Annotated in this window: 17 protein-coding genes; 8 read left to right on the top strand and 9 right to left on the bottom strand. The window is 45.0% G+C overall.

Features of this window, described 5'->3' with window-relative positions:
• Positions 1 to 6 precede the first annotated feature (6 nt).
• A complete protein-coding gene (locus H6F66_RS13645) occupies positions 7 to 549 on the top strand; it encodes an RNA-binding protein (protein ID WP_190422079.1) in 543 nt (180 codons plus the stop codon).
• 176 nt (positions 550 to 725) lie between these two features.
• Here the strand turns inward: H6F66_RS13645 and H6F66_RS13640 are convergent, their stop codons facing one another.
• Positions 726 to 1,118 (bottom strand): hypothetical protein, encoded by a 393-nt coding sequence (locus tag H6F66_RS13640; protein ID WP_190422164.1) that lies wholly within the window; start codon positions 1,116 to 1,118, stop codon positions 726 to 728.
• 37 nt (positions 1,119 to 1,155) lie between these two features.
• Positions 1,156 to 2,259 (bottom strand): EAL domain-containing protein, encoded by a 1,104-nt coding sequence (locus H6F66_RS13635; RefSeq protein WP_199295466.1) that lies wholly within the window; start codon positions 2,257 to 2,259, stop codon positions 1,156 to 1,158.
• A 298-nt stretch (positions 2,260 to 2,557) separates the two neighbouring features.
• Between H6F66_RS13635 and rpiA the strand changes: the two genes are divergently transcribed.
• Complete coding sequence (gene rpiA, locus H6F66_RS13630) at positions 2,558 to 3,268, top strand: ribose-5-phosphate isomerase RpiA (protein WP_190422077.1); 711 nt, start codon at positions 2,558 to 2,560, stop codon at positions 3,266 to 3,268.
• On the opposite strand, the gene H6F66_RS13625 is transcribed toward rpiA, so the two are convergent.
• Complete coding sequence (locus tag H6F66_RS13625; RefSeq protein ID WP_190422075.1) at positions 3,265 to 3,798, bottom strand: DUF3421 domain-containing protein; 534 nt, start codon at positions 3,796 to 3,798, stop codon at positions 3,265 to 3,267. The two genes, rpiA and H6F66_RS13625, sit on opposite strands and share 4 nt — an antisense overlap.
• Before the next feature lie 143 nt (positions 3,799 to 3,941).
• On the opposite strand from H6F66_RS13625, the gene H6F66_RS13620 reads away from it, so the two are divergent.
• Both H6F66_RS13620 and mnmH read left to right on the top strand, forming a co-directional pair.
• Positions 3,942 to 5,123 carry an aldo/keto reductase gene (locus H6F66_RS13620; protein WP_190422160.1) on the top strand — a complete coding sequence of 394 codons (1,182 nt, stop codon included), beginning with the start codon at positions 3,942 to 3,944 and terminating at the stop codon, positions 5,121 to 5,123.
• 62 nt (positions 5,124 to 5,185) lie between these two features.
• Positions 5,186 to 6,280 (top strand): tRNA 2-selenouridine(34) synthase MnmH, encoded by a 1,095-nt coding sequence (gene mnmH, locus H6F66_RS13615; protein WP_190422158.1) that lies wholly within the window; start codon positions 5,186 to 5,188, stop codon positions 6,278 to 6,280.
• A 324-nt stretch (positions 6,281 to 6,604) separates the two neighbouring features.
• On the opposite strand, the gene H6F66_RS13610 is transcribed toward mnmH, so the two are convergent.
• Positions 6,605 to 7,711, bottom strand: a complete 1,107-nt coding sequence (locus H6F66_RS13610) for a tetratricopeptide repeat protein (RefSeq protein ID WP_190422073.1) — start codon at positions 7,709 to 7,711, stop codon at positions 6,605 to 6,607.
• Between the two features lie 240 nt (positions 7,712 to 7,951).
• On the opposite strand from H6F66_RS13610, the gene H6F66_RS13605 reads away from it, so the two are divergent.
• Together H6F66_RS13605 and H6F66_RS13600 are read left to right on the top strand one after the other, a co-directional pair.
• Positions 7,952 to 8,170, top strand: coding sequence for a hypothetical protein (locus tag H6F66_RS13605; protein ID WP_190422071.1), 219 nt, complete (start codon positions 7,952 to 7,954; stop codon positions 8,168 to 8,170).
• Positions 8,171 to 8,424: 254 nt separating this feature from the next.
• Entirely contained in the window at positions 8,425 to 9,054 is a 630-nt protein-coding gene (locus tag H6F66_RS13600) for a hypothetical protein (RefSeq protein ID WP_190422069.1), read from the top strand.
• 198 nt (positions 9,055 to 9,252) lie between these two features.
• Here the strand turns inward: H6F66_RS13600 and H6F66_RS13595 are convergent, their stop codons facing one another.
• A complete protein-coding gene (locus tag H6F66_RS13595; RefSeq protein ID WP_190422067.1) occupies positions 9,253 to 9,711 on the bottom strand; it encodes a YbhB/YbcL family Raf kinase inhibitor-like protein in 459 nt (152 codons plus the stop codon).
• A gap of 300 nt (positions 9,712 to 10,011) precedes the next feature.
• Positions 10,012 to 11,766, bottom strand: a complete 1,755-nt coding sequence (locus tag H6F66_RS13590; RefSeq protein ID WP_190422065.1) for a DUF262 domain-containing protein — start codon at positions 11,764 to 11,766, stop codon at positions 10,012 to 10,014.
• Between the two features lie 417 nt (positions 11,767 to 12,183).
• Between H6F66_RS13590 and H6F66_RS13585 the strand changes: the two genes are divergently transcribed.
• Both H6F66_RS13585 and H6F66_RS13580 read left to right on the top strand, forming a co-directional pair.
• On the top strand, positions 12,184 to 13,575 hold the full coding sequence (locus tag H6F66_RS13585; RefSeq protein WP_190422063.1) for a carotenoid oxygenase family protein: 1,392 nt from the start codon (positions 12,184 to 12,186) through the stop codon (positions 13,573 to 13,575).
• 771 nt (positions 13,576 to 14,346) lie between these two features.
• Positions 14,347 to 16,380, top strand: coding sequence for an acylase (locus tag H6F66_RS13580; protein WP_242019324.1), 2,034 nt, complete (start codon positions 14,347 to 14,349; stop codon positions 16,378 to 16,380).
• A 76-nt stretch (positions 16,381 to 16,456) separates the two neighbouring features.
• On the opposite strand, the gene H6F66_RS13575 is transcribed toward H6F66_RS13580, so the two are convergent.
• The 3 genes from H6F66_RS13575 to H6F66_RS13565 form a co-directional block, all read right to left on the bottom strand.
• Entirely contained in the window at positions 16,457 to 17,863 is a 1,407-nt protein-coding gene (locus tag H6F66_RS13575; RefSeq protein ID WP_190422059.1) for an aspartate aminotransferase family protein, read from the bottom strand.
• A gap of 364 nt (positions 17,864 to 18,227) precedes the next feature.
• Positions 18,228 to 23,966 (bottom strand): non-ribosomal peptide synthetase, encoded by a 5,739-nt coding sequence (locus tag H6F66_RS13570; protein ID WP_190422057.1) that lies wholly within the window; start codon positions 23,964 to 23,966, stop codon positions 18,228 to 18,230.
• A 23-nt stretch (positions 23,967 to 23,989) separates the two neighbouring features.
• Entirely contained in the window at positions 23,990 to 25,036 is a 1,047-nt protein-coding gene (locus tag H6F66_RS13565) for a TauD/TfdA family dioxygenase (RefSeq protein ID WP_190422055.1), read from the bottom strand.
• Between the last annotated feature and the right edge of the window lie 7 nt (positions 25,037 to 25,043).

The following is a 25,043-nucleotide window of genomic DNA, read 5'->3' as shown; positions in this document are numbered from 1 at the left end:
CTTTCCATGTCAATTCGTCTATATGTAGGCAATCTGCCCAAAGAAGAAGTAGACCGTCAAGAGTTACAAACGATGTTTGGGGAAATGAGTGATTCCGTTTCCACTAAAGTGATTAAAGACCGTAAAACTGGTAAATGCCGAGGGTTTGCTTTTGTAACCGTGAAAACGGATGAACTGGCTGATGAAATTATTGAAAAGTTCAACGGTCAGATGTTCAAAGAAAGCCCTTTGAAAATAGAAAAGGCATTGCCGAGAGCTAAGGGTGAAGGGGAAGAGGAGGCTCCCCGTCCCCCAGCTCCAGCTCCCATTAAAGACAGCAACAAAGCCAGCGGTGGTGGCGAGCGTAGCGGTGGTGGCGAGCGTACTGAGCGCAGCAGCGATCGCCCAAGCGGCGGCGGCGGCGGTCGTCGTGGCGGCAGCAAGAAGTCTCGACGCTCCGATAATGCTGCTGTTAATGTTAATCCTGATTCGGACGCTTTTCAACCAGATCCCCGCTGGGCTGGGGAATTGGCAAAGCTGAAGGAGCTTTTGGCTGCACAAAGCAATTAGTCATTAGTCACCAAAAACTTGTAAGGTGGGCAATTCGTTAAAACCTAAGAAATTGCCCACCTTACAGTTTTTAAACCTGCAAACGCCAACAGACTACTGAGTAATAGGAACTTGCAACCAGTCTTGCAGGTGGTATTGCCCACCTTACAGTTTTTAAACCTGCAAACGCCAACAGACTACTGAGTAATAGGAACTTGCAACCAGTCTTGCAGGTGGTGTTGTAACTGCAATGCAAATTCTGGTCGCTGGTTAAAATGTTCGGTACGAACGGGTTTGCGATCGCTATCCAGAGTCCAGCCGTAATCGCTGCTTAAGCGTAATTTGCCCTGCCAGTCAGCAACTGAGACAATTAGCGCACTGGCAGGGCTATTGTCTATTCCTTGAACCCGAAACACGTAGTTAAAGGTATTCTGGCTGGCGGCTGCAACCGTGGAAGGCTGACCGCATTTTAGAGCAAGACGCGATCGCACTTGCTCTGTTAGGTCTGGTTTCTCTAAATCTAAGAGAGTTTTTACTGCTAAGGTCAGAGCAAAATAAAATTCTTCAACAGGAACAAATTCAAGCTGCATACACACAATATCGGTTGTAACCGTTTGCATCTTACAACTAATGGTTGTAATTATAAGAGTCGCTGTAAGACAAAAGACTTAGCGGTAAATTAACTAAATCCAAGCGTTGCTGCTGTAAAGTTATCTCAGGCATTGCCAAACCAAATCCCTGTCCATAATCTGCACCCAGTTCCCGGCAGAATTCAATATCTTCAATATCCTCAAGCCCCTCTGTCACCACTTTAATGCCAAAATTGTGAGCAGAATCCACCAAACTTGTGAGCATAACCTGCTTGAGAGCATGCTGGCTGCAACCATGCACCAGTCGCTTGTCTATTTTAATTACATCTGGACAAAATTCCATAAAGTAGTTCTCAGTAGAGGCGCAAGCGCATAAATCATCTACCGCAATGCCAAATCCCCACTCGCGCAAGCGGTTGATATTCTGCAACAATCTTGGACACCTCAGCAGAGCTTCCACTTCGGTTAATTCAAATACAATTTGTTCTGGTTGTAGTCCCAAATCTAAAATTTGTTTTAAGTTTTGATCCAGAGAATTTGCATCGCGAATAATCGCATTAGGTAATATATTAATAAAAAATTTTTGATTACTTTTAGTAGCAGCAATTGAGTCCAAACAAATTGTTCGAGCTAATTCATCAAACTCACAAGCCAACTGAGTTGACATAGCTGCTTCAATCAATTGATAACCGTTGAAGTCTGCTTCCCCATCGTCTTTGGCGCGTGCCAGACATTCATAAGCGATCGCTTCGCCGGATGCCAGGTCAAAAATTGGCTGATACTTGAAAAATATACGCTGCTTTGATAAAACATGAAAAAACCAACTGTATTTAACAGCCTTGGTAATTGTTACTATCGGTTGAGCTTTTAAAAAGTCTACCAGTAAACTTGGCAAATCGCAGAGCGATCGCGCAATAAAAAAGCGCGATCCAGCTTGGCTAATTTCAGAAAGTGCCTGACTGATATTTAAAAAAATACTGGCTACCTCATTCCGACTATCTATACTTCGATAGAAAAGTTGAGGAAGGACAGGAAGCTCCTGAAAACCAGCTTTACAAAGACAACGACTTGTTTCCCAGTCATCTGGTTGAATAATTAAATAAAGCGGGTTAATTTTCGACATTACAGCAGATACGACCATTTATTTTAAGTTATGTAACAAGATATACAAAACTAAAAAATACATTACGAAACCTCAAAATATCTTCTACCTGAGGGTGTAAAAGGTATTACCAAAGGTACTATAAGTTGATTTTTTAAAAATGGGAAGAGTGCAGCCCGAATCGTTAGATTGCAGTAGCTTATGAGACGCAGCGTTGCTTCTTATGGCAAATTTCTCAGTATCAGAGTAATAAAAAGCGCACCTAGATAGTAGACTGACTGCAAGCAGCCACAGCCTGGGTATTGACCGGGGGCATAAATTCTAGGGAGTTTTCACAATGAGCGCAGAACAAGATCCGGTTAAGTTAATGAAACAGGAAGTAGGTAGGGCAGCCGCCGCCCGCGTCCAGTCTGGTACGATTGTGGGGCTGGGTACAGGCTCGACCACGGCGTATGCGATCGAGTTTTTGGGCGATCGCATCAAAAAAGGCGAATTAAAAGACATCAAAGGCATCCCCACCTCATTTCAAGCCTCAGTGCTGGCAAAACAGTACGGGATACCCTTAACCACCCTGGATGAAGTTGACCGTATTGATATTGCTATTGACGGAGCCGATGAAGTCGATCCGCAGCACAACTTGATTAAAGGTGGCGGTGCTGCTCACACCCGCGAAAAAATAGTAGATGCCCTGGCAGAGCAGTTTATCGTCGTCGTAGATAGCTCTAAGATAGTTGACAGACTGGGTTCCACCTTCCCTGTCCCAGTGGAAGTAATACCCCTAGCGATGACCCCAGTCATGCGTGCCATCGAAAAATTAGGTGGTAAACCAGAACTGCGAATGGGCGTGAAAAAAGCGGGGCCAGTGATCACAGATCAAGGCAACATGGTTATTGATGTGAAATTTGACAGCATTGACAACCCAGGCGAACTCGAAAAAACCCTCAATAACATCCCCGGCGTTTTGGAAAATGGGTTGTTCGTAGGCGTTACAGATTTAGTGCTGGTTGGTGAAGTAGTAGATGGTAAACCCGTAATTCGCGAACTTTAGCGATCGCGTAGCACAGCTACTTGATAGTTGGGGCTGAGGATTTCTTTTCCCCCCCAACCAAAATTACAATTATTGGCTACAACTTTTCCGGGATGAACCCCACCTTTGTATGCTGCCCGACAGAGGATGAGGGATTGACCGCCTTCGTAACCAGCCACTATAAACCCTGCTGGAACTTGTCCGTTAGATGCAGCTATCCAATTAATTTTGACGCTCCGGGGTGCGGTGAGAACTTCATAGTTGGGTTGTAGAATTTCCTGTCCTCCCCAGCCAAAATTACAATTATTGCTAACAACTTTGCCTGGATGCACCCCATTTTTGTATTCTGTTCGACAGATGTACAGGGAACTGCCATTTTCCTTACCACCTACCACTGCTCCTGGTGGCACTTGTCCGTTAGATGCAGCAACCCAAGCAAAGGAAATTTGAAGTTGGGATAGATTCTGAGCCAGAATAGTAGAATTAGATGTCAGAATTAGAGTAATTGGTAAAACAGAGAGAGCGGCAACACGGATACTTTTTGTAGTCATTGTTTACCTTAAAAATGATTTTGTTGACTGATAAGCACAATTGTTTATCAGAAGCCTCTGCCTCAATTGAATCGTGTGAAAACTCTTAGTTTTGTTAAACTACAAGCGCACTCATGCCGCTTCCTGATTAGCTCGTGTTTATGATGCAATATCGTCGCTTTGGGCGGACAAATTTACAGATGCCAGTGTTTTCCTGTGGGGGAATGCGCTACCAGTTTAAGTGGCAAGATGTCCCGGCGTGGGAAATTCCGGGCGAATATCAAAAGAATCTAGAGGCAACGATTTGCCGCTCATTAGAAGTTGGAATTAATCATATTGAAACTGCTCGTGGATATGGCACCTCCGAGATGCAGTTGGGGCGAATTTTGCCAACTTTTCCCAGAGAAAAGTTGATTGTGCAGACAAAAATCAGCCCTAAGTCAGACGCTAAGGAATTTCGGCGGGAGTTTGAAAAGTCGCTCTCTTATCTGAAGTTAGATTACGTTGATTTATTGGGGCTGCATGGTATTAATACTGCCGAATTGCTGCACGATAGTATTAAACCGGGTGGCTGTCTTTCTGTGGCACGGCAGCTACAAGATCAGGGGAAGGTTAGGTTTATCGGCTTCTCGACTCACGGGCCGACCGATGTTATTGTCAAGACGATTGAGACAGATCAGTTTGATTATGTCAACCTGCATTGGTACTACATTAATCAGTTTAATTGGGCAGCAGTTGAGGCGGCTTCTCGGCACGATATGGGCGTTTTTATTATCAGTCCTTCGGAGAAAGGGGGAATGCTATTTAAACCGCCGCAAAAATTGGTGGATTTGTGCTATCCCCTCAGCGCAATCGTGTTTAATGATTTGTTTTGTTTGAGTCATCCGCAGGTGCATACTCTCAGTATTGGGGCATCAAAACCGCAGGATTTTGAGGAACATTTGAAGACTTTGCCGCTGTTGGAGAAAGCGGAGTCAGTTTTGTTGCCGATTTTAGAGCGTTTGGAGAAGCAAGCGATCGCTACTTTCGGCGAAGACTGGGTGAAAACCTGGCACGTTGGCTTACCCGCACCCGAAGAAACTCCCGGCGGGTTGAATATCCAGGTGATTCTGTGGTTGAGAAATCTAGCGATCGCCTACGATATGATTGACTACGCCAAAATGCGCTACAACCTGCTAGGCAACGGCAGTCACTGGTTTCCAGGTGCAAAGGCAGACCGAGTCAGAGAACTAGATTTGCAGCAATGTCTGGCACACAGTCCCCACGCTGACCAGATTCCCGCCTTACTTGAAGACGCGCATCGGCTACTCGGCGGTCAAACTGTTAAAAGACTTTCGCAACAATAAGAGAGTGAGGAGTTTTGAATTATAACTTCTCAATATTTCCCATTCCCCATTCCCAAATTTCAATGTTGCGATCGCCTAATTATACTAAGCTGCCTTTTACACAAACCTATAGCGACATTATCGATGTCCGCTCACAAAGCGAATTCACCGAAGATCGTATTATAGGTGCCATTAACCTGCCCGTCTTGAATGACGAAGAACGCGCCAAGGTAGGAACACTCTATAAACAATGCCCTTTCACCGCCCGGAAACTGGGAGCCGCCCTAGTCGCCCAGAACATCGCCCAGCACCTCACCACTTACTTTGCAGACAAAGAAAAAGACTACCATCCCCTCATCTACTGCTGGCGTGGCGGACAGCGTTCTAACAGTTTAGCGATGGTAGTGAGCCAAATAGGTTGGCAAGTCACCATCATCGAAGGTGGCTACAAAACCTACCGCGCCTATGTGCGAGAACAACTGGAAGATCTACCAGAAAAATTTACCTACCGGGTGTTAGCGGGAATGACTGGGAGCGGCAAAACCCACATACTGCGCCATCTTGCGGCTCTTGGCGTCCAGGTGCTGGATTTGGAAGGTTTGGCTAACCATCGCGGTTCCCTGCTGGGTGAAGAGTGGGAGAGTGGGAGAGTCGAAGACAAGGAAAAAAAAGCGTTGTTCCCCCAGTCCCCAGTCCCCAGCCCTCAATCCCAGCCATCGCAAAAACACTTTGAATCGCTGGTGCTGCACGAATTGCAAAGCTTTGACCCCAACTTGCCAGTATGGGTGGAAGCGGAAAGTAACAAAATTGGGCGCGTTTATTTGCCCAAATCTTTGTGGCAACAGATGCAACAATCTAGTGGTGTGGAAATTGAGCTACCTTTAAATGCCAGAATTCAGTGGCTATTGCAGGAATATCCCCAATTGATTGCTCACCCAGAAGTTGTGAAGGGGAAACTAGAAAAGCTGAAATCCCGTTATGGAGGGGAAAAAATCAAGGAGTGGTACAGGCTCATTGATGCCCAGCAAGGGGAAAATTTGGTAGGAGACTTATTAGTGTGTCACTACGACCCCAGTTATAACCATGCTATTCACCGCTGTTTCCCCAAAATAGAGCGGGTGCTTTCTCTGCCAGATTTGTCCGATGCTAGTGTTACCGCATTGCTGAAAGAGTTTTGAGGTTTGAATTTTGTGCAGTAACCAACCTAGGGCTTACGCACGTCAACTCGCTGTAGGGGCATGGCAATGCCATGCCCCTACGACAGAATCAGGCATTTACTAATTAACTGCGTAAGTCCTGCCAACCCCGTCAACTGGTAGCCCAAATTCCAAAATACAGAAGCCCCAGCTGATGTTCTACTTTCTGAAACCAGTGGAGCTGAGGAAGCACTTAGGAGGTATCTTGCAGTCTAAGTTATCCGAAGAAATACCAACCAGTGCAGACTTTTAACAAGTTCTTAATTGTTAGTTAGTCATTGGTCAGAAAACGTTAATTGTATAACCTCAGCTTCGCTCCTTTTTCAGTTCTCGGAGGGCGGAATCCGCTCTCTGAGAGTCTTCCTTGTGTCCCTGACGACGGAAGAGATCGCGGGCTTGCTCAAAGGCAGCGATCGCGTCTTGAATGCGATCGCGCTTTTTGAGTGCTGTTCCCAAATTATAGTAAGCTTGTGCATCCTGCGGCGAGATTTCAATCAGCCGCCGATAGGCGACAATCGCCATCAGAAAATCCTGCTGCTTCATCAAAACATCAGCCACTCCAGCCTGTGCTTCCACTAAATCTGGTTGCAACGAAGCCGCTCGTTGATAAGCTTCTAAAGCACCATTCAAATTATTCTGTTCTTGTAAAAGTTTGCCAATCTGGAGATTTATTTGAGGATTGCGCGGTTCCATCTGCGCTATTCGTTGTAGGCCCGCAACTCCATCTGCAACATTGCCTTGCTTCAAGTAAGCGCTTGCCAAACTTAACTGCAAGTTGGTATCGTTGGGAGCCAGCGCCACAGCTCGCTGGAGAACCTGAACAGCTTCTCTGGAACGCCCTTGCTTCATCAGGGTGGAGCCAATAAACTTGTGTGCTTCCAGATTTTGCGGATCGAGCGCGATCGCGCCTTGATAGGCTTGCATCGCCCGGTTATAATCTCCTAAACGCTGTAGCACCACTCCCAGCCCCAGATAAGCATTGAGATTTTTACTGTCCAGCCCAGTAGCACGCGCGTAAGCAGCAGCAGCACCAGCATTGTCTCCTAACTGCCCTAGACTGTAGCCCAGCGCATACTGGAAATCAGCATTTTTAGGTTCGAGAGTGACAGCCTGTAGATAAGCGTTAGCTGCTTGGCGGTAATTTCCCTGAAGTGCTTCTAAGTAGCCGATAGCAGAAAAAATCCGGGGATTGTTCTTATCCAGTTCGGCGGCTTGTTGATAAACTTTCAATGCTTTGGCGATCTCTCTTGCATCCACCAACTTACGCCCTTGGCGCAGCAGGTTATTCACCTGTTGGTTGCTTTTTACACGAAGTGAGTTCATCGCTTCAGAAGCGTGAACGACTGGGGGGTGTACAGTGGCGATTCCTGCCAACAACAAGGAACTGGCTGCTATGATAGTCTGTTTTTGCACGGTCAATCTTATCTTAAGTTTCTACTATTGCTCAGTGCTACGACTGCGATCGCATTGAACCCATAATGGCAAAATCTGGATCTCTGTCCCAAATTTACCAAAGAAGGTTTTTTGAGGACAGTAAATGATTGTAACAATAACTGATGTCATTCAAGCAGCTGGGATTTTTTGCTGGGATTCGGGAGACAACAGCGCGATCGCACTCTTGGTTATTCGCTGTGTATTTGAACCGGAACAGCTTTGACGCGATCGCTTCTCCTGGTAATTCGTCCTACGCCTCTTTTAAAAAGGGGAGCCGATGCCGTAATTGCAATTGATTTCAATCCCGCCACACACAATCGTAGCGCTTACCCGCAACGGGATTTAGTCCCCTGCCCGGCTTACATTTTACCCCATCCGGATACATTTATTAACACTCCGGTAATTTGTTGCTCATTCCCGCCACAGGAAGTGCTGTAAAGCTCAGGCAATTTTATTATCTATAGATAACAAATTTCCCACTCAATAAAAAACTTATTTCTCAAGATGTATAGACATTTAATAACCCTTGTTTCTAACGATAGATATAGCCTATAAAATTGTTATTTCTAACGATAGACCTAATACTTCTTCCGACTGGCAGATGCAGCGAATAAAATAACGCCTTAAATTAAACTCAACGGGTGAAGAGCAAGAAGAAGTAACTTTAAAAGGGCAAGGGAGATAAATCAGTTATGTCATACGCAAATCGGGAAGATAGGGTTGCTGTCCAGCCTCCTGTAGGCAATCAAATTGTTGAGTACCATGACCGTGTAAGATGGGGCCCAATCATTGCAGGTATCGTTACTGCTTTGGCTACTCAACTGATTCTTAGCGGCATAGGAATTGCAATTGGTGCTACTAGCATTGCCGGTTCAGGCGCACCTAGAACTAATGCACCTGATGTTGGTCAAGCAGTGGGAATCTGGTCGATTATATCTTTATTCCTTTCATTGTTAGTTGGTAGTTGGGTAGCAGCCCGTGCCAGCGGCCCGATGAACCGCAACACAGCTATGCTTAATGGAGCTATTCTTTGGGCTACTACTTTGGCATTAAGTTCATGGTTATTGGCTAGCGGAGTAACAGGTGCGTTCGGCATCCTGGGGTCAAATGCTGGAGAAATTGTTAATCAAGTACAACAACCAGGCGGGGTTGATATACCTAACAATGCACCTAATGTGGGCGTAACTGCCCAGCAAGCTCGTAACATTGCTGGTAACACAGCTAAAGCAGGTTGGTCGTTTACAATTGGTTCTCTATTAGGTTTAGCAGCATCATTGATTGGTTCTTCTATTGGTGCGCGTACCCCCCGCACTTATACATAGGAATTTGAGTAAAAAATCAAATCCTTAAGCTTGTTTTTGGCACTTTTGAAAGCACTTTAAAGTGCTTTTTTTTGTATATAAATTTCTGTTTCTGGTTAATTACCTCCAAAGCAATCTCTCCCTGGAGCAAGGAGAGGACATAAAATGCTTTTTTTTACTAATCGCCTTACCTAAAACTTTGAGCTTGTTTCTAGTCAGTTATCGCTTGCGGCTATAGCGTCCAATTAGTTTGGCGGCGGCGAGAATATGACCATCCATTGCCGCTTCCAACTGGCTTTTAGTTACACCCGATGCCAAATCTAAGACGCGATTTAAAGCATAGAGTCTCAAGAAGTAGCGATGCGTACCGCTGGGAGGGCAAGGGCCACCATAACCTAAATTACCAAAATCATTTTTTCCTTGAGAGCCGCCATATTTCACATTGGCTTCAGTAGGGACAGCTTCGGGTAGTTGGAGAATTTCTGGTGGCAAATCGTAGAGAACCCAGTGAACAAAAATTCCCCCTGGCGCATCCGGGTCATCAACAATTAAAGCAAGACTTTCAGTACCTGCTGGTGGGATAGTCCAACTCAGAGGAGGAGAAATGTCTGCGCCGTCGCAGGTGTATTTAGACGGTATTAAACCATCGGCAGAAAAAGCTGTACTTTTAAGTTTCATCGTCTCTACTGCAAGTTTTTGACGATTGGTAGGGGTAACTGGCGAATTGCTTAAATTGGTAAAATTGCAACTCGCTGTTCGTGAACCCTGCTAATCCCAGTAGATTAGCGCTTTGTCGCAGAAAGATGCGTCGTCCTTGGGGATTAAGCACGCTTAATATTTTGCCGTTGTGCAAAGAACAATAATCGCACTCAGAAATTATTCAGGGTAGGGCTTTCGTCCCCCAATAACTTTAGCTGGCTGTTTTCCGCAGCCAATGGGCGAAACGCGATCGCGCTATGTCCTGTTCGCACTCAAATTCTAATTCTCTATCTTTTTAGCCGCCTCCCGCAGAATCGGCTTACCCATTGCCTTCTCAATCCGATCTAAAAGTGCATTTTTTCTAGCTTGGAAGAAGGCATCAAAATTATCTGTGCGTAAACTAGCTGGATCTATAACGTGCGATCGCAAAATCTCATTCAGATTGTCTTCTAAGATGTCGGATTTCTTCTCAATATCGGTTAAGTAGATGCTTGGTGCTTTACCTCCAATCATCTTATTAGTTTTTGCTGAAAGTGGGGTTTTGTTGATCGCGCAGTCGTAAACCTCGGCTGCAATGCCGTTTTTCTGGCACCAGTGTTTCGGAAAAATGTGATGGATATCAATAGCTTCATTAAACTCCATCAGAGTGTCGATGGGATAACTTGTAAAGAAGTCGCAACCACCATCCCTCAACAACAAAGCAGACAAGCCTTTATAAGCAGCACTTCTGCGAGTATAGAGACTCAAAAGACGGTCAGGAGCAAAGTTAGCATCTCTGATTGTGTCAGGTTCAGCACCACAACCATTAATCCAGTCCCGCACTTGTGGTACATCTTTTGCTAAACGACTTTCAATGGCACTATTGTACAGTTCTCCAAAAACTCCACACCAATACCAATTAGCTAATTTTGCAATTGCTCCCGCGCCAATAGTGCGATCGCCAAGTGCTGCAAAAATAGCTGCAAGGGCTGTAAGCTGAGTTTGATAAGGCAGATCGCGATCGCTAAATATCTTTTGCGTGTGGAGAAATTTGGCCGCTTGCTCAAACCCTAAAGTAACTAAATCAGCCCATTTCTTGTATTGCTCCAAAGACAGGTTCAGAATATCCTTTCGTTTACAGCTTACTGAGGATTTTTCAAGGGTAGCAAGTAACGTCACCGCTTGTAAAAAATCAGTGTTTTCAATATTTCTTAGTACCTGATGCTTCTTCAGTTCTTCCTCTCGTGTTGCCCAATCTTCTCGGAGGTTGAAGTTATAAACAGCAAAAGTTGCTGTGACTAGCTCAAAAACGGTAAGAGATACACCACCTGAATTCATTTTCTCAAAAACTTTACATACTGCCTCTCGAAGTGTTTCCTTATGCAGCAAAATAATTGGTACATCGTAATGCTCAAACTGTTTTACAATGTCATTATTAAATTTATTAAAAAACTTAACTTTCTCTTTTTCGTAATCCCAGTATTCGTTATGGCTTGTCATCCAGTCGGAGCCCTCAAAGATTTGTGAAACCGGGAACATTTCATTTTGGTACTCTTTTTCAGGCGTTGAGTAGTCTGCCACAATTTCTTTACCAAAATTGCGGATGATCTTATCCTCTGGGACGCTGATGATAGCTTCCTCACGGTCAATATTTGGGTCGAGCGCTTTGGCGATATCAATGTAATACCATCGGTAAATTACTTTACCCCGTGTATCTTTTGTTTTGACTGGTTTTCCTGATAGCAATGTCTGAAAAAGCGAGGTCAAGCGCTGCTGTCCATCTAGAATTAGTTCTCCTGGTTCTGTCGGATTATTGAGTGTCACTCCTTCAATTGGGCGAGGTTGGAATCGCACATCAGGATTACCTGTTTCGAGCATCATTACTGCTCCAATTGGGTAAGAAAGTGAAATGCTGGCTAACAAGCTGCATATCTGGTCATCGTTCCAAACCCAGCTACGCTGAAAGTCTGGCAGTTGAGTTTTTCCATCTTTAGTGCTTCGCAACAGGTCATGTAATGGGATACTCTTGCTATCAAAGTTTTTAACTGGTGGCATATCGTTTCTAGTAGTGATTACAGCAGAGCTAATCCGAAAGCTCTATTTAAAGTATTCCCAAGAGCAAGCTCCAGCTAACAGTGACAAAAAGTTAACAAAGCACTCAGATAAAGGTAGATGGATTGGCATTAGCGAAGCGCGCGATCGCTACAATTAATAGACTAAACCTCAAGCTTTAAACGCAGCAGTATGGTACAACAACTACCAAACGCTACCGCAGCAGCTATCATCTACCCCGCGACAGGACAATATTTCCCGATTTGCTTTCATCCATGTAGAGAATGATGCGATCGCATTCACCTCTAAGCGCTAACACACCCTAACTACTTCAGCACTGTGTTTCCACAACCATAGTGCGAGACGCGATCGCCTTGGCACAATCAAAATATAGAAAAGACAACTGACTCAGCACAACGCATGACCACAACAGCAGTCAATCTCTATCTAGAAGGTAACTTTGCGCCAGTAAGAGAAGAAATAGCAGCAGATAACCTGAAAGTAATCGGCGAACTACCCCCCGATTTATCCGGAATGTTCGTGCGAAATGGCCCCAATCCCCAGTTTCCACCTATCGGTAACTATCACTGGTTTGATGGGGATGGGATGTTGCACGGAGTGCGAATCAACAACGGGAAAGCTGAATATCGCAACCGTTACATCCGGACGCGGGGATTTAATATTGAGCGCGAAGCTGGTAAGGCGATTTGGACGGGGATGATGGAACCGTCACGAGGCAACAATCCTTACAATTTTCCTAAAAATACCGCTAACACCGCTCTAGTGTGGCACGATGGGCGACTGCTGGCGCTTTGGGAAGGCGGTGAACCTCACGCTATTAAGGTTCCTAGCTTAGAGACATCAGGCGCTTACACTTACGATGGCAAACTGGCTTCTGCTTTCACCGCCCATCCCAAGGTAGATGCTGAAACTGGCGAAATGATGTTCTTTGGCTACTCCTTTGCTCCACCTTACCTAAAATACAGCGTCGTTTCAGCAGGTGGTGAGTTATTGCGAACAGTCCCCATCGACTTGCCGATGGGAGTGATGATGCACGATTTTGCGATCACCGAACACTACACCATTTTTATGGATCTGCCGCTAACCTTCAGCATGGTACGGATGCAGCAGGGTAAACCAGGGTTGATGTTTGAACGCGATCGCCCTAGTCGTTTCGGAATTGTCCCCCGTCATGGCGATAACAGCAACATCCGTTGGTTTGAAAGTCCTCCCTGCTACGTCTTCCATACCCTCAACGCCTACGAGGAAGAGGATGAAGTAGTGCTTGTCGCTTGTCGCATGAGTTCCACCAATGTCTTAACGACTGATATGACACCCGGTGAAAATGAGGGAGACGCTGGTCGTTTGTACCAATGGCGCTTTAACCTCAAGACGGGTACGGTAAAAGAGGAAATGCTGGACGATGCACCCTCAGATTTTCCCCGTCTGAACGAACAGCTTATGGGACGACCGATGCAATACGGTTATACCGGAAAGATAGCAAATAATCCTATGCCTCTGTTTGAAGGTGTTATCAAGTATGACTTCAGCAGTGGTAAGTCCGAAACTCACAAATTCGGACGCGGACGCTATGGCGGTGAGGCGGTCTTTGTTCCCCGTCCTAATGCTACTGCTGAAGATGACGGTTGGCTCGTCACCTTCGTTCACGATCGGGAAGCAGACACTTCTGAACTGGTGGTAGTGAATGCCCAAGACGTGACATCTCAACCTGTGGCGCGGGTTCTCATCCCTCAGCGCGTGCCTTACGGTTTCCACGGTGCATGGATTTCTGAAGAACAGTTGGCTAGTTAGCGTAAGTTAGTCCCCAGAATGTGAAACCCAACAAAACATAGGCATTTGTTGGGTTTTTCTACGTAGGAACATGGCAATGCCATGTCCTGCCATGTTATTTGCGTCATAGACGGAGCGACCACCAAAAGCAATAGTAAAACGCTCCCGCTGGAACGCGCGTCAGAAGCCGAGGGTAAGAAATAGACTGCGCGTTGACAGGCTGATGAACCCGGTTAGCACATATGTAGTTTATTCACAAATGAGAATCTTTTGCATATATCTTTCATTAATAATGATAAGATTTCTCATTTAGTGGAGATAGGAGGCGGGCTTGGCCTTCAGAACATTGAGGCTGTACCAGATTGGCAGACATCGGGCAATATAGCAATTCTCGTTTGGATGCAGTACACTCTGACCTCTCCCCAACCCCTCCCCTGCAAGGAGAGGGGCTAATTTTCCCTTGCCTATTCCGGGGAGGGAGCTGAATCATTAGGTCTGTATTGGATTCAACATATGTATGGTCAATAAAGTGAAAAGACATCAAGAGGGAAGTTGCGAAAATAATCAGGTAAAACCAGTTGTTAAGGCACAATCAAATTTTCAAGAAATGAAACTCTGTTGTCTATACATTATTAATTTATCGAAAAGGTGATGTTTAAATCTCTTTTAAAGTGGTGTTTTCTAAGAAGTCGTTGGCGTTTTCTTAATGGTTTTTTCAAGGGTGGTATAGGCTATAAAGTCAGGGGTTTGAAAGGGAAATCATTCCGACTTCTACCGTTGATATTTGGGTTCATGCTGGTTTTACTTGTGGGGAGTCAAAGTAATAGCTCATCACCTTCCTCAACTGAAATACTCTGGGACACGTATGGCGTACCGCATATTTACGGCAAGGATGCGAAAAGTGCATTTCAGTCCTTTGGTTGGGCGCAGATGCAAAGTCATGGAAACCTGATTTTACGCCTCTACGGTCAGGCACGCGGACAGGGTGCAGAATACTGGGGAAAAGAGTACCTAGAATCAGATGAATGGGTACAAACAATGGGGATTCCTGAGCGTGCCAGCAAGTGGTATGAAGCGCAAAATCCAGCTTTCCGGAGTTATTTAGATGCCTTTGCTGCTGGGATAAATGCCTATGCTTTGAAACATCCTGAGCTGATTGATGATGAAGTTGAGATGGTGTTGCCAGTCCGGCCAGTCGATATAATTGCTCACGAGCAGCGCGTGACGAATTTCACATTTATTGTGAATCCAGAGAGTGTAAAAGAAACTAGCGATCGCACTAACCCCGTCGGTTCTAATGGTTGGGCGATCGCACCAGCACGTTCTGCAAGTGGGAACGCGATGCTGCTAGCAAACCCGCACCTTCCTTGGTCAGATTTATTTGTTTGGTATGAAGCCCAGATTACCGCGCCTGGAATCGATGCTTATGGGGCGACACTTGTCGGACTTCCGGTATTAGCGATCGCATTCAACAACAACCTGGGATGGACTCACACAGTAAACACCCATGATGGATGGGATGCTTACGAATTGCAGCTCAAAGACGGCGGCTACCTCTTTGATGGCAAGGTTCAAGCCTTTGAGACAGAAAAGAAAATCTTGAAGGTGAAACAGGATGATGGCACACTGCGCTCCATACCACTTGTAGTGCAACGCTCGATACACGGGCCTGTTGTAGAGCAAAAGGATGGAAAAGCCCTAGCGTTGCGGGTTGTGGGACTTGAACAACCGGGTGCATTAGAGCAGTGGTGGGATATGGCGCGTGCAACCAAACTCTCTGAGTTTGAGACTGCCCTAAAGCGCTTGCAGATTCCGATGTTCACGGTAATGTATGCAGACCGCCAGGGACACATCATGCACCTATTCAACGGTCAAGTGCCAATCCGCTCTCAGGGAGACTTTAAATACTGGGAAGGCATAATCCCTGGTGACACATCTACAACCTTGTGGACAAAAGCTCACCCTTATACCGATTTACCGCGAGTAGTTGACCCGCCTAGCGGCTGGTTACAAAATGCAAACGATCCACCCTGGACAACGACTTTCCCAGCGGCGCTAAATCCAGCAGATTTCCCGCCCTATATGGCACCGCAGTTTATGTCTTTCCGAGCGCAACGTTCCGCGAGGATGTTGGATGAGGATAAAAAGATTTCTTTTGAGGAAATGATTAAGTACAAACACTCAACACGCATGGAACTGGCAGATCGTCTTCTGGATGACCTGATTCCCGCTGCACGGAAGCATGGGGATGAATTAGCGCGTCGAGCCGCCGATGTACTGGAGGCTTGGGACGCATCAGCAAATGCAGATAGCAGGGGTGCCGTACTCTTTTCCTTCTGGGCTGAAGAGATGGACTTCGACAGCGCATTTAGCACCCCTTGGAACCAGAATTCCCCACGCACCACGCCAGACGGTTTGGCAGATCCTCCTCGCGCAGCTAAGGCGCTTTCTACCGCTGCGGCGAAGGTGGAGGCAGCTTATAAGGCGCTTGATGTACCTTGGGGTGATGTCTTCCGGCTGCGGTCTAATAATGTGGATCTTGCTGCCAATGGTGGGCCGGGAAGTCTGGGGATTTTCCGCGTTCTCAATTTCGCTCCGGCGTCAGATGGGCGATTTTCAGCTTTCGATGGCGATTCCTATGTTGCTGCAATCGAGTTTTCTAACCCAGTAAAAGCGATGGCACTTACAAGCTACGGTAATGCAACCCAGCCGGGTTCGCCGCATGTTGGCGAGCAGTTGCAGATGTTCGCTCGAAAACAGTTGCGTCCGGTTTGGCGATCGCGTCAGGATATCGTGGCCCATCTGGAAAAGCGCGAAGTATTCTAAGTGGCTACTCCCTTACGGCTACAAGATTATTTATTCTGTAGCCGTAAGGGAGTAATTAATGGAAGCGATCGCGTTTTTATGAAATCTTAGCTGGATCGGGTAAAAATCCCCCTTCTCGCAGTTCCCTGACACTATCTTTAACAGCCTGAATTATGTAAGCAATATCTTCATCTGTATGTGCTGTAGATAAGTAGCCACCTCCTCCCAACAGAAGTATCCCCCTGTCAAGCAGGTGATAGCGTAACAAATCCATACTTGTTGAGACAGCAGGATTTTCAGCAGCTACAGAATTTCTTGAAGAAGCGGAGCCGAAAAGCGAACCAAAGTTCACCATTCGGACAGGTACTTTATCTTCTTCAAAATAAGTATTTAATGCTTCGATAAATTGGGATGTACGCTGATTCAACTGCTCTTGAAGAGCAGGGCCCTGTGTTTTTAAATACTTAAGAACGGCTCTTGCCGCAGCCATAGCTAATGGATGCTTGCAGAAGGTGCCTGCAAAAAATGTTGTCTTCGCTTGGGGGTAAGATGAATCGCCATAATTCCACATACCACCATCAATTGCATCCATGTAAACAGCTTTTCCAGCAATAATTCCAATTGGCATACCGCCACCGACAATTTTCCCATAAGTGGCTATGTCTGCTTCAATGCCAAACCATGCCTGTACGCCACCCGGATGAATGCGAAAACCAGTTACCATTTCATCAAATATTAATACCATCCCTGATTCTTTTGTAAGTTCTCTCAGTTCCATGAGAAACGTTTTCGGCTGGAAGTCAGGGCGGCTAGTTTGCACAGGTACAACTAGAACAGCTGCTATTTCTTCTTGATGAGCTTTTATTACTTCAAGCGATTGAGGATTTCCATATTCTAAAACCAAAACATCTTCAACCATATTTGGTGGTATTCCCGGAGCAAGGGGTAATGCCTGTAAATTCCCGTTCTCCGTTTGAGCTTTAACTAATGTGCCATCAAAATGACCGTGATAAGAACCTGAAAAAATTACAATTTTGTAGCGATTTCTTACTGCTCTTGCCAAGCGGATTGCTGTCATCACAGCTTCTGTGCCTGTATTACTAAATGCTACCCGCTCCATCCCCGTTAGTTCACAGATTAACTCAGCTACTTCACCAGCAAACTCTGATTGTGGCCCTAGTTGTATGCCTTTATCAAGTTGCTCTTGCAGTGCTTCTTTAATAAAAGGAGGATTATGACCAAAGAGATTTACGCCAAATCCCATCATTAAGTCTATATATTCGTTGCCATCGACATCCCAAGTTTTAGAGCCTTGAGAACGCTTGGCTACAATCGGATAAACCATTTCTTTAAAAAGATTATGGAATCCTGTATAAATTTTACTATCAGCCAGGACTGGGCGATAAGTTTGCGCCATCTCTTTTGATGTTTTTGTGCGCTGGTTGTAGCGAGTAATAAAGGCTTTTAAATATTTTCGTTGTAAATTTGTTTCTTGAGAAATCATAAAATTTATCTCCTTTTTTGGTTTATTTTAGGGTTAGGGTAAGCGTTGTTAGTCTTGCCAAGGGGTTAATTGCAATCTGATAATTTTCTTCGCGTGTTCGGGATTTTAACCCGCGAAGGTGCAAAGAACACGAAGGTAAAATGCAGAGGTTAAGGCATATTTTTCCTTTTTTCCTCACCTTGACAGGGCTAAATCGACAATACCTGACCTAAGAGGATGTCCCAGAAGTGTCAAAAGTTAGTTTGATACCCCCAGCTCCTTTTTCAAGGGGGGAGAATTAAGTCTTAGTCCCCCTTGAAAAGGGGGATTAAGACCGTCTCAGCGTCTCGATTATGACTTTTCAGACATCCTCGAATAATTAACGCTAAATTTCGCTCGGCTGCGGCGCATCTAAAAAGCCGATTTGAATCAGGTATGAGAAGTAGGTATGAAGGAATTTGTCATCTACTGGTGGACAACAGATTGAAGCGCTGGCAAGTTTATCAAGGGTATTCTGGAAATTGGTATCTTCCACAGAATTTGATTTTGGTGTTGAGGACTCCGCTTTACTGGCACGATTAGATAAGCTTTGCTCAAATAAAGGTATGAGCGAAGAGACTGCATTATCCTGAGAATGTTCGGCATAATTTGAGAGTTTGGTTTGCCATTCTGCATAGGAAATTTGCTGAATTGAATAGCCAAATGAACTCAGCCACTTGAAAATATCGCTGATTAGGATTGGGTGTGGACTTGATAAATGGAAGTCTTCACCAAGTAAGTTCTTTTGCTGCGATAGATGCAGAATGGCTTGGCTCACATAATCAACTGGAGCCGTCCTTAATATTCCATTTTCGGCGGGCGCGCTTTTGAGTTGAATATAGCCTTTGATGGTTCTGCACAGATGATCGTTTGGATTACAAGCACCAGTTTGGCTGTGTCCTGATACACTACCAATTCTGTAAATAGAGGCGGGAAGACCTTGCGATCGCGCACTCATTATCAACTGTTCCGCAACCCATTTACTCTGAGCATAGCCACTCTTTGGTACATCATTGTCGGCTGATAATAGAGTAGCGAGGGTTGAAACATAATGCACTGGCTTCACTTTGGTTTGACAAGCCAATCTCAAGATTTCCTGCGTCCCCAAAACATTAGGTGTTTTGAGCATTGAGTAGGGATAAACAAGATTTATTGCCGCCCCATTGTGATAAATCACATCGATTTTATTTGCCAAAAGTTGAAATTGCTCGTGGGAAAGACCTAACAAGGGTTGGGATAAATCTCCTAAGACGGGAATGATTCTAGAGCTGAGAGATTCATTCCAAATTAAATAGGATTCCAGGTTGCTTTGCAGTCTCTTTTTGGCGGATTCGATATTAGGAGAACGAACTAGACAATAAATGTCTGCTTGGGTTTGTTGTAGCAGTTCATAAAGTAGAAAAGCTCCCAAAAAGCCCGTTGCTCCCGTTAAAAAGATACAAGTTGGATCAGTTAAATCTTTAACAGGTGAAGTACTGGGGCGGATGGAGGAATCTAGGATGGCATCAGCAAGTAACTGTTCAATAGTAATTTCCTTGCTAGTGGTGAGGTTTGCCGGAAGGGGCGTTTCCAGGGGACTTAGCTTTGGTTGTGAGTCAGAAGGAGTGTAGACTGGCGATCGCATAGTCTGACAGTGGGTGATTAGCGATCGCAATCTCTCCTGAAAATCTTCTGCTAAACTCTCAATTGTCACCCGGCGATGAACGGCCTCGCTGTACGTCCAATTCAGCCGCAGCTGACCTCCTACAACAATCCCATTGATATCTAACAGGTAACGCCGATGCCCTCTTGGACTGCGGACAAGACCGCTGGATTCCTCGGCTAGAGCCAACAGCGATGATTGAAATACTTGATCGGATTGACCTAAGTAGTTGAAAATCACTTCCGCTTGAGGCATTTGCAACTGCAAAGGCTTTTCCAGATTTTTGCTTAGATAGCGCAGCACGCCATAGCCAAGACCCCGATTTGGGATAGTACGCAGTTGCTTTTTGATAGCCTGCAAAGCATCTCCAGGGTTAGAAGCTTCCTCTAAGCTCAACCGCACTGGGAAGATGGTAGTAAACCAGCCGACTGTACGCGACAAGTTTACATCGTCGAAAATTTCTTCGCGCCCGTGACCTTCCAAATCCACTAATAACGAATCCCCTGTCCACTGTCCGAAGGCTTGCACCAGCGCTGTGAGCAACACATCATTGATCTGAGTTCCATAAGCTGCTGGTACCTGCTGCAACAAAGCTTGAGTTTCTTCTTGAGAGAGGGTTACGGACACTGTGCTAACTGACGCTACAGTGTTGGCACCTCCAGAAAAATCCACTGGTAGAGGACAAACTGGTTTCCGTAGCTGGGTCAACCAATAATTCTCCTCTTGCTGGAGTTCTGATGAGTGGGCGTATTCCTGCAATCGTTGCGCCCACTGCTGGAAAGAAGTTGTTTTGGGTGGCAGTTGGATCGTCTCACCCCGGCTAATTTGCTCGTAAGCTGTCTGAAGATCCTCTAGTAAAATCCGCCAGGAGACACCATCAACAGCTAAGTGGTGGATGACAATCAACAGGCGATTCGGCTGGTTGTTACCTAAGGTAAAAAAGACAACTCTGACCAAAGGCCCTTCTGATAGGTTCAAGCTAGTTTGTACTTCGGCGGCGGCGGATTCTAAGGCGGCTTTTTGTGCATCGGGGGAGTGCGCCGACAAATCCAGGCAGGTAAATGGTACTACCTCATTGAAACTAGCATTGACTTGTTGACGAGCGTCGCCTTCTTGAATAAAACGCAGACGCAGTGCGTCGTGATGTCTAAGCAAGTGCTGCACGACTATTTGCAAAAGCTGTGGGTCTAAATCGGGCGGCACTTTTAACAAGACAGCTTGGTTACTGTGGTGCGGATCGAGGGGATTGTCTTCAAAAAACCAGTGCTGAATGGGGGTCAGAGGCACCTGTCCAATTACCATCCCCTGTTCTGCCTGGATAGTATGGGTAGTGCCAGCAAGAGCAGCTAATTGGGCAATTGTCGGAGCCTCGAAAAGCTGCTTGGGAGTTAGAGTCAGTCCGGCTTTGTTGGCTTTGGCGATTACCTGAATATTGAGGATAGAATCGCCGCCTAAATCGAAAAAGTTGTCGTGGATGCCCACTCTCTCAACGCGCAGGATTTGCGCCCAGATGCCAGCTAGCAGCTTTTCAACCGGGGTTTTAGCGGCCGTATATTCTAGGAGTTGTTCGCTAGTGGAATTCGGGGCTGGCAATTCCTGGCGGTTTACTTTGCCGTTGGGCAGCAGTGGCAAAGCCAACAGCCGCACAAAAGCTGATGGGATCATGTATTCCGGCAGCTTTTCTTGCAGGAAGTGGCGCAGGTTGCTAATTGTGAATGTCGATTCTGGGGACGGGACGAAATAAGCGACTATACGGCGATCGCTTACTACATCTTCTCGCGCCACAACTACAGTTTCCCGCACACCTGGGTATTGTTTTAACACCGCCTCGATTTCTTCCAGTTCTATCCGGAAACCCCGAATTTTCACTTGGTGGTCAATTCGTCCCAAAAATTCCAGGTTCCCATCTGGCAAGAAACGCGCCAAATCGCCAGTTTTGTAAAGGCGTGTATCAGCTTTAAAGGGGTTGTTGATAAATTTTTGGGCAGTTAGTTCGGGGCGATTTAAGTAGCCGCGAGCTAAGCCAGCGCCGCCGATATATATTTCTCCCGGTACGCCAATTGGTACGGGACGAAGATCGGAGTTTAGTAGATAAATCTGCGTGTTGGTAATAGGACGACCGATGGGAAGACGAATTAATTCTGGTGACTGGCAATGGTAGACGCTGCTCCAAACTGTGCCTTCGGTTGGGCCATATTCGTTAAACAAGGATGTTTTTGGAAGCTGTTCTAGGTGACGGGAAACTAATTCTTTTGGACAAAGTTCGCCGGCGACGATGACAGTACGCAGTGAAACAAGCTGTTCTGATTGAGCTTGTTCTAACAGGAGAGCGTAAAGAGATGGCAGACTTAAGAAATGGGAAATATGATGTTGACTAATTAAGCCGAGGATTTGTGACAGATCCCGTTGTACACCTTCCTGGGGAAGAACGAGCATTCCTCCTTGAGTAATACTCCAGAATATACCCGCGATTGAACTATCAAAGGCAAATGATGAAAGCAGCAAGAAGCGATCGCATGGTTCCCGATAGTAAGCTAAACGCGCACTGGTTGAGTGAACTAAATTTTGATGCGCGATCGCTACTCCTTTCGGTTTGCCTGTGGAACCGGAGGTATAAATAACATAAGCTAAGTTATCGGACTTGGCTTCATGGGTAAGATTTTCGTCGCTTTCTAAGGCAATATTTTCCCAATCTGCATCTAAGCAAATTACACTAGCTTGATGTTTGGGTAATTCAAGTAACCGCTGTTGAGTCAACAGCACTGATACTTGAGCATCCTCTAACATGAAGGCTAGACGCTCTTGGGGATAAGCTGGATCGAGGGGTATGTAGGCTCCGCCAGCTTTGAGGATGCCCAAAATCCCAACAATCATTTCTAGCGATCGCTCTACACAGATTCCTACTAATACCTCTGGTTTTACGCCTTGTTTCTGTAGGTAATGAGCTAATTTGTTCGCCCGCTGATTCAGTTCGCGATAGGTTAATTCTTGAGTGTCAAACACAACTGCAATGTTGTCTGGTGTTTGATTTACTTGGGTTTCAAAAAGCTGGTGAATGCACTGGTTTTGTGAGTAATCAGTTTGGGTATTGTTGAAGTCAACTAAAAGTTGCTGTCGTTCGCGATCGCTTAATATTTCTAACTGAGCTATCGATGCGTCAGGGTTGTTAGTAACGCTTTCTAACAATTTCACAAATTGCTCTGATAAGCGTTTGATATCTTCTAGAGCAAATAAGTTGCTATCGTAGTGAAATTCTGCAATTAAATCGTCCCTACGAATACAAGAAAGTTTGATTTTGAATCGTTCTATACAAGCATACTCTTTGTTAATTGTAAATACTTTGTTCTGGTTTGGCTCTCGTTCAAATTCTTCAAACTCAAAAGTAAACGGGAAAAAAGGTGTATCTAAATGATTTACCTGTTGTTGCCAAGTAAAATATTCTTGCCACTTATAGCCTTCATTGACAGAATTATCAACCAGTTCTAAAACTTTGCTGAAAGGTAAATTTTCTGACAAATGAGTTTGAATGGGTAAATATTTAGCAAACAACCCTAGTGCTTGCTGTAAATCCTCATATTTCCGCCCTTCATATGCTGTCCCGACGGTAATATCTGGATAGTCAATCAAACGCCACAGGAGAACTTGCCAGCAAGCCAATAAAAATTCTGAAACCGAAGTATCATTACCCACTAAGGTTTCTATAGCGGCTATCAAATTCTGAGGGATAGCTGCTGTCAAAACTTGCGGCTGAAATTCCGGATTTTCATAAATTTCATTCTCATAACTAAGCTTTAAATTTGACAACCCTGATAAATCTTTTTGATGCCAATATGCTCTTTCTAACTCTCCTTCTCCCTCAAGTAACTCATTCTGCCATTCAGCAATATCTGCATATTGCAGTGGTTCATCTGAGAATTCCTCGCCACGCAAACAAGCTGCATAGGCATCATTTATTTCCTGTACTAAATTTCTCAATGTCGCCTTATCTGCAAGCATTGCTGGTAAGGTTACCAGCAATATATACTTGTTTGACGATAGAGAAATCAGAGATAGATGTAAAAGGAAATCTTTCTCAAAATTTAACGGAGAACCTAGCGTTTCATTAAAAAGCGCCTCAACTTTCTCATCTTGTGTAGCAGGAGGTAAACCGCTTAAATCGTAGTAATTGATTGAGGGTGTAACACTATGAGTAATTACCTGGAAAGGAAGATCCATCCCGGATAGAGAACGGAAATTCGTGCGAAGAATTTCATGTCGATTTACTACCTCTTGTAAGGCAGTTTTTAAGATTTTTTTATCCAGCCCCTCGTTCAATAAGGTACATTGGACACGATAAGGTAGGCTAGAGTCAATTTGCTGTAATGACCATAGATGAGCTTGCTGAGGGGAAAGCCGATAACCTTCCACGATTTCATCTGGCATTTTTGTGTCTACGCTTTGCATATCTTTAACTCCTTTTCTGTACCCTATATTTCTGGATTAGTAAACGGTTCAGCCATTCCCACTACAACCTTGCGCGAACCTACAAAAGGTGTACGACTATGAGCGACTGACATATTATCTAACATCAATACGTCGCCTTCTTGCCAGGGAAAAATTACCCTCTCTTGCAGATAAGCTTCGCGAAGTTCATCTAATACAGATATTTCAATGGGAGAGCCATCACCGTAATAAGTATTATTGGGAAGGTCTTCTTCTTTAAACTCCGCCAACAATGTTTCGCGCATCGTTGGTTCTAGTGTGGAAACATGGAAAAAAGTAGCATGATTAAACCAGATATTTTCTCCAGTTCGAGGATGTTTGGCAACAGCTTGTCGGACTTGGCGAGTTCTGAGACGATCGCCACTTTTCCACTCAAATTCAATCCCATTACGACGGCAATATTCCTCTACCACAGTTTTATCTTCAGTTTGGAAAACTGTCTGCCAACTTAATCCAAATCCATCATTATAGTTTCGGACATACAAAACTTTTTTTTCGATAAAACGCTCTCTAATTTTTGGATTGATGCGCTGAAAAATATTTCGACAGTCAGCAATAGGGGTTTCTCCTCCCTGCTGCGGAGCTATAAGACAGCCAAAATATATTTTTAGAGGCCAAGTTAGCCAATAGGTTCCTTCGTTGTGTAAAAAGATGCTTTCTTCGGCGGGGTAATCAGTTGAAGTATAGATTTTGCCGCTGATTTCATGGCGTGGCGATGAGCGATCGCGATATTCCAGCAGTTCTCCGGTGGAAGTGGTTTTAATAAACTGGTTAAACAAATCCGTTGAATTTATATTAAAATTCCGAAAAAGTAAGGCTCTGTAGTTTAGTAACAGGGTTTTAACCGTTTCCTGGTTACTTGTAGCCCACTCTAATAAATTGACACCTGGGACGGCTGGTTTTACAAGTAGAGGAATGCTTTTACCAGGGAGTAGATCCTCAGTTTCAATTAACTCATTTTGGGAGAGGTTGAAGGGTTTGCGAGTAATCGACCTTTTATTAAAGGGAATTTGGGAATCTATTTTTTTCATAATCTAT

This window comes from Trichocoleus sp. FACHB-6, from assembly GCF_014695815.1.
GTDB lineage: Bacteria > Cyanobacteriota > Cyanobacteriia > Cyanobacteriales > FACHB-T130 > Funiculus > Funiculus sociatus.
Note: the sequence above shows the minus strand (reverse complement) of the source record. Positions and strands in the feature narration are given on the sequence as shown.

Coding starts and splice junctions, on each gene's coding strand:
- H6F66_RS13585 (WP_190422063.1), top strand. CDS start 12,184: ATGACCACAACAGCAGTCAATCTCTATCTAGAAGGTAACTTTGCGCCA.
- mnmH (WP_190422158.1), top strand. CDS start 5,186: ATGTTGCGATCGCCTAATTATACTAAGCTGCCTTTTACACAAACCTAT.
- H6F66_RS13565 (WP_190422055.1), bottom strand. CDS start 25,036: ATGAAAAAAATAGATTCCCAAATTCCCTTTAATAAAAGGTCGATTACT.
- rpiA (WP_190422077.1), top strand. CDS start 2,558: ATGAGCGCAGAACAAGATCCGGTTAAGTTAATGAAACAGGAAGTAGGT.
- H6F66_RS13580 (WP_242019324.1), top strand. CDS start 14,347: ATGCTGGTTTTACTTGTGGGGAGTCAAAGTAATAGCTCATCACCTTCC.
- H6F66_RS13635 (WP_199295466.1), bottom strand. CDS start 2,259: ATGGTCGTATCTGCTGTAATGTCGAAAATTAACCCGCTTTATTTAATT.
- H6F66_RS13595 (WP_190422067.1), bottom strand. CDS start 9,711: ATGAAACTTAAAAGTACAGCTTTTTCTGCCGATGGTTTAATACCGTCT.
- H6F66_RS13575 (WP_190422059.1), bottom strand. CDS start 17,863: ATGATTTCTCAAGAAACAAATTTACAACGAAAATATTTAAAAGCCTTT.
- H6F66_RS13590 (WP_190422065.1), bottom strand. CDS start 11,766: ATGCCACCAGTTAAAAACTTTGATAGCAAGAGTATCCCATTACATGAC.
- H6F66_RS13625 (WP_190422075.1), bottom strand. CDS start 3,798: ATGACTACAAAAAGTATCCGTGTTGCCGCTCTCTCTGTTTTACCAATT.
- H6F66_RS13570 (WP_190422057.1), bottom strand. CDS start 23,966: ATGCAAAGCGTAGACACAAAAATGCCAGATGAAATCGTGGAAGGTTAT.
- H6F66_RS13640 (WP_190422164.1), bottom strand. CDS start 1,118: ATGCAGCTTGAATTTGTTCCTGTTGAAGAATTTTATTTTGCTCTGACC.
- H6F66_RS13645 (WP_190422079.1), top strand. CDS start 7: ATGTCAATTCGTCTATATGTAGGCAATCTGCCCAAAGAAGAAGTAGAC.
- H6F66_RS13620 (WP_190422160.1), top strand. CDS start 3,942: ATGCAATATCGTCGCTTTGGGCGGACAAATTTACAGATGCCAGTGTTT.
- H6F66_RS13600 (WP_190422069.1), top strand. CDS start 8,425: ATGTCATACGCAAATCGGGAAGATAGGGTTGCTGTCCAGCCTCCTGTA.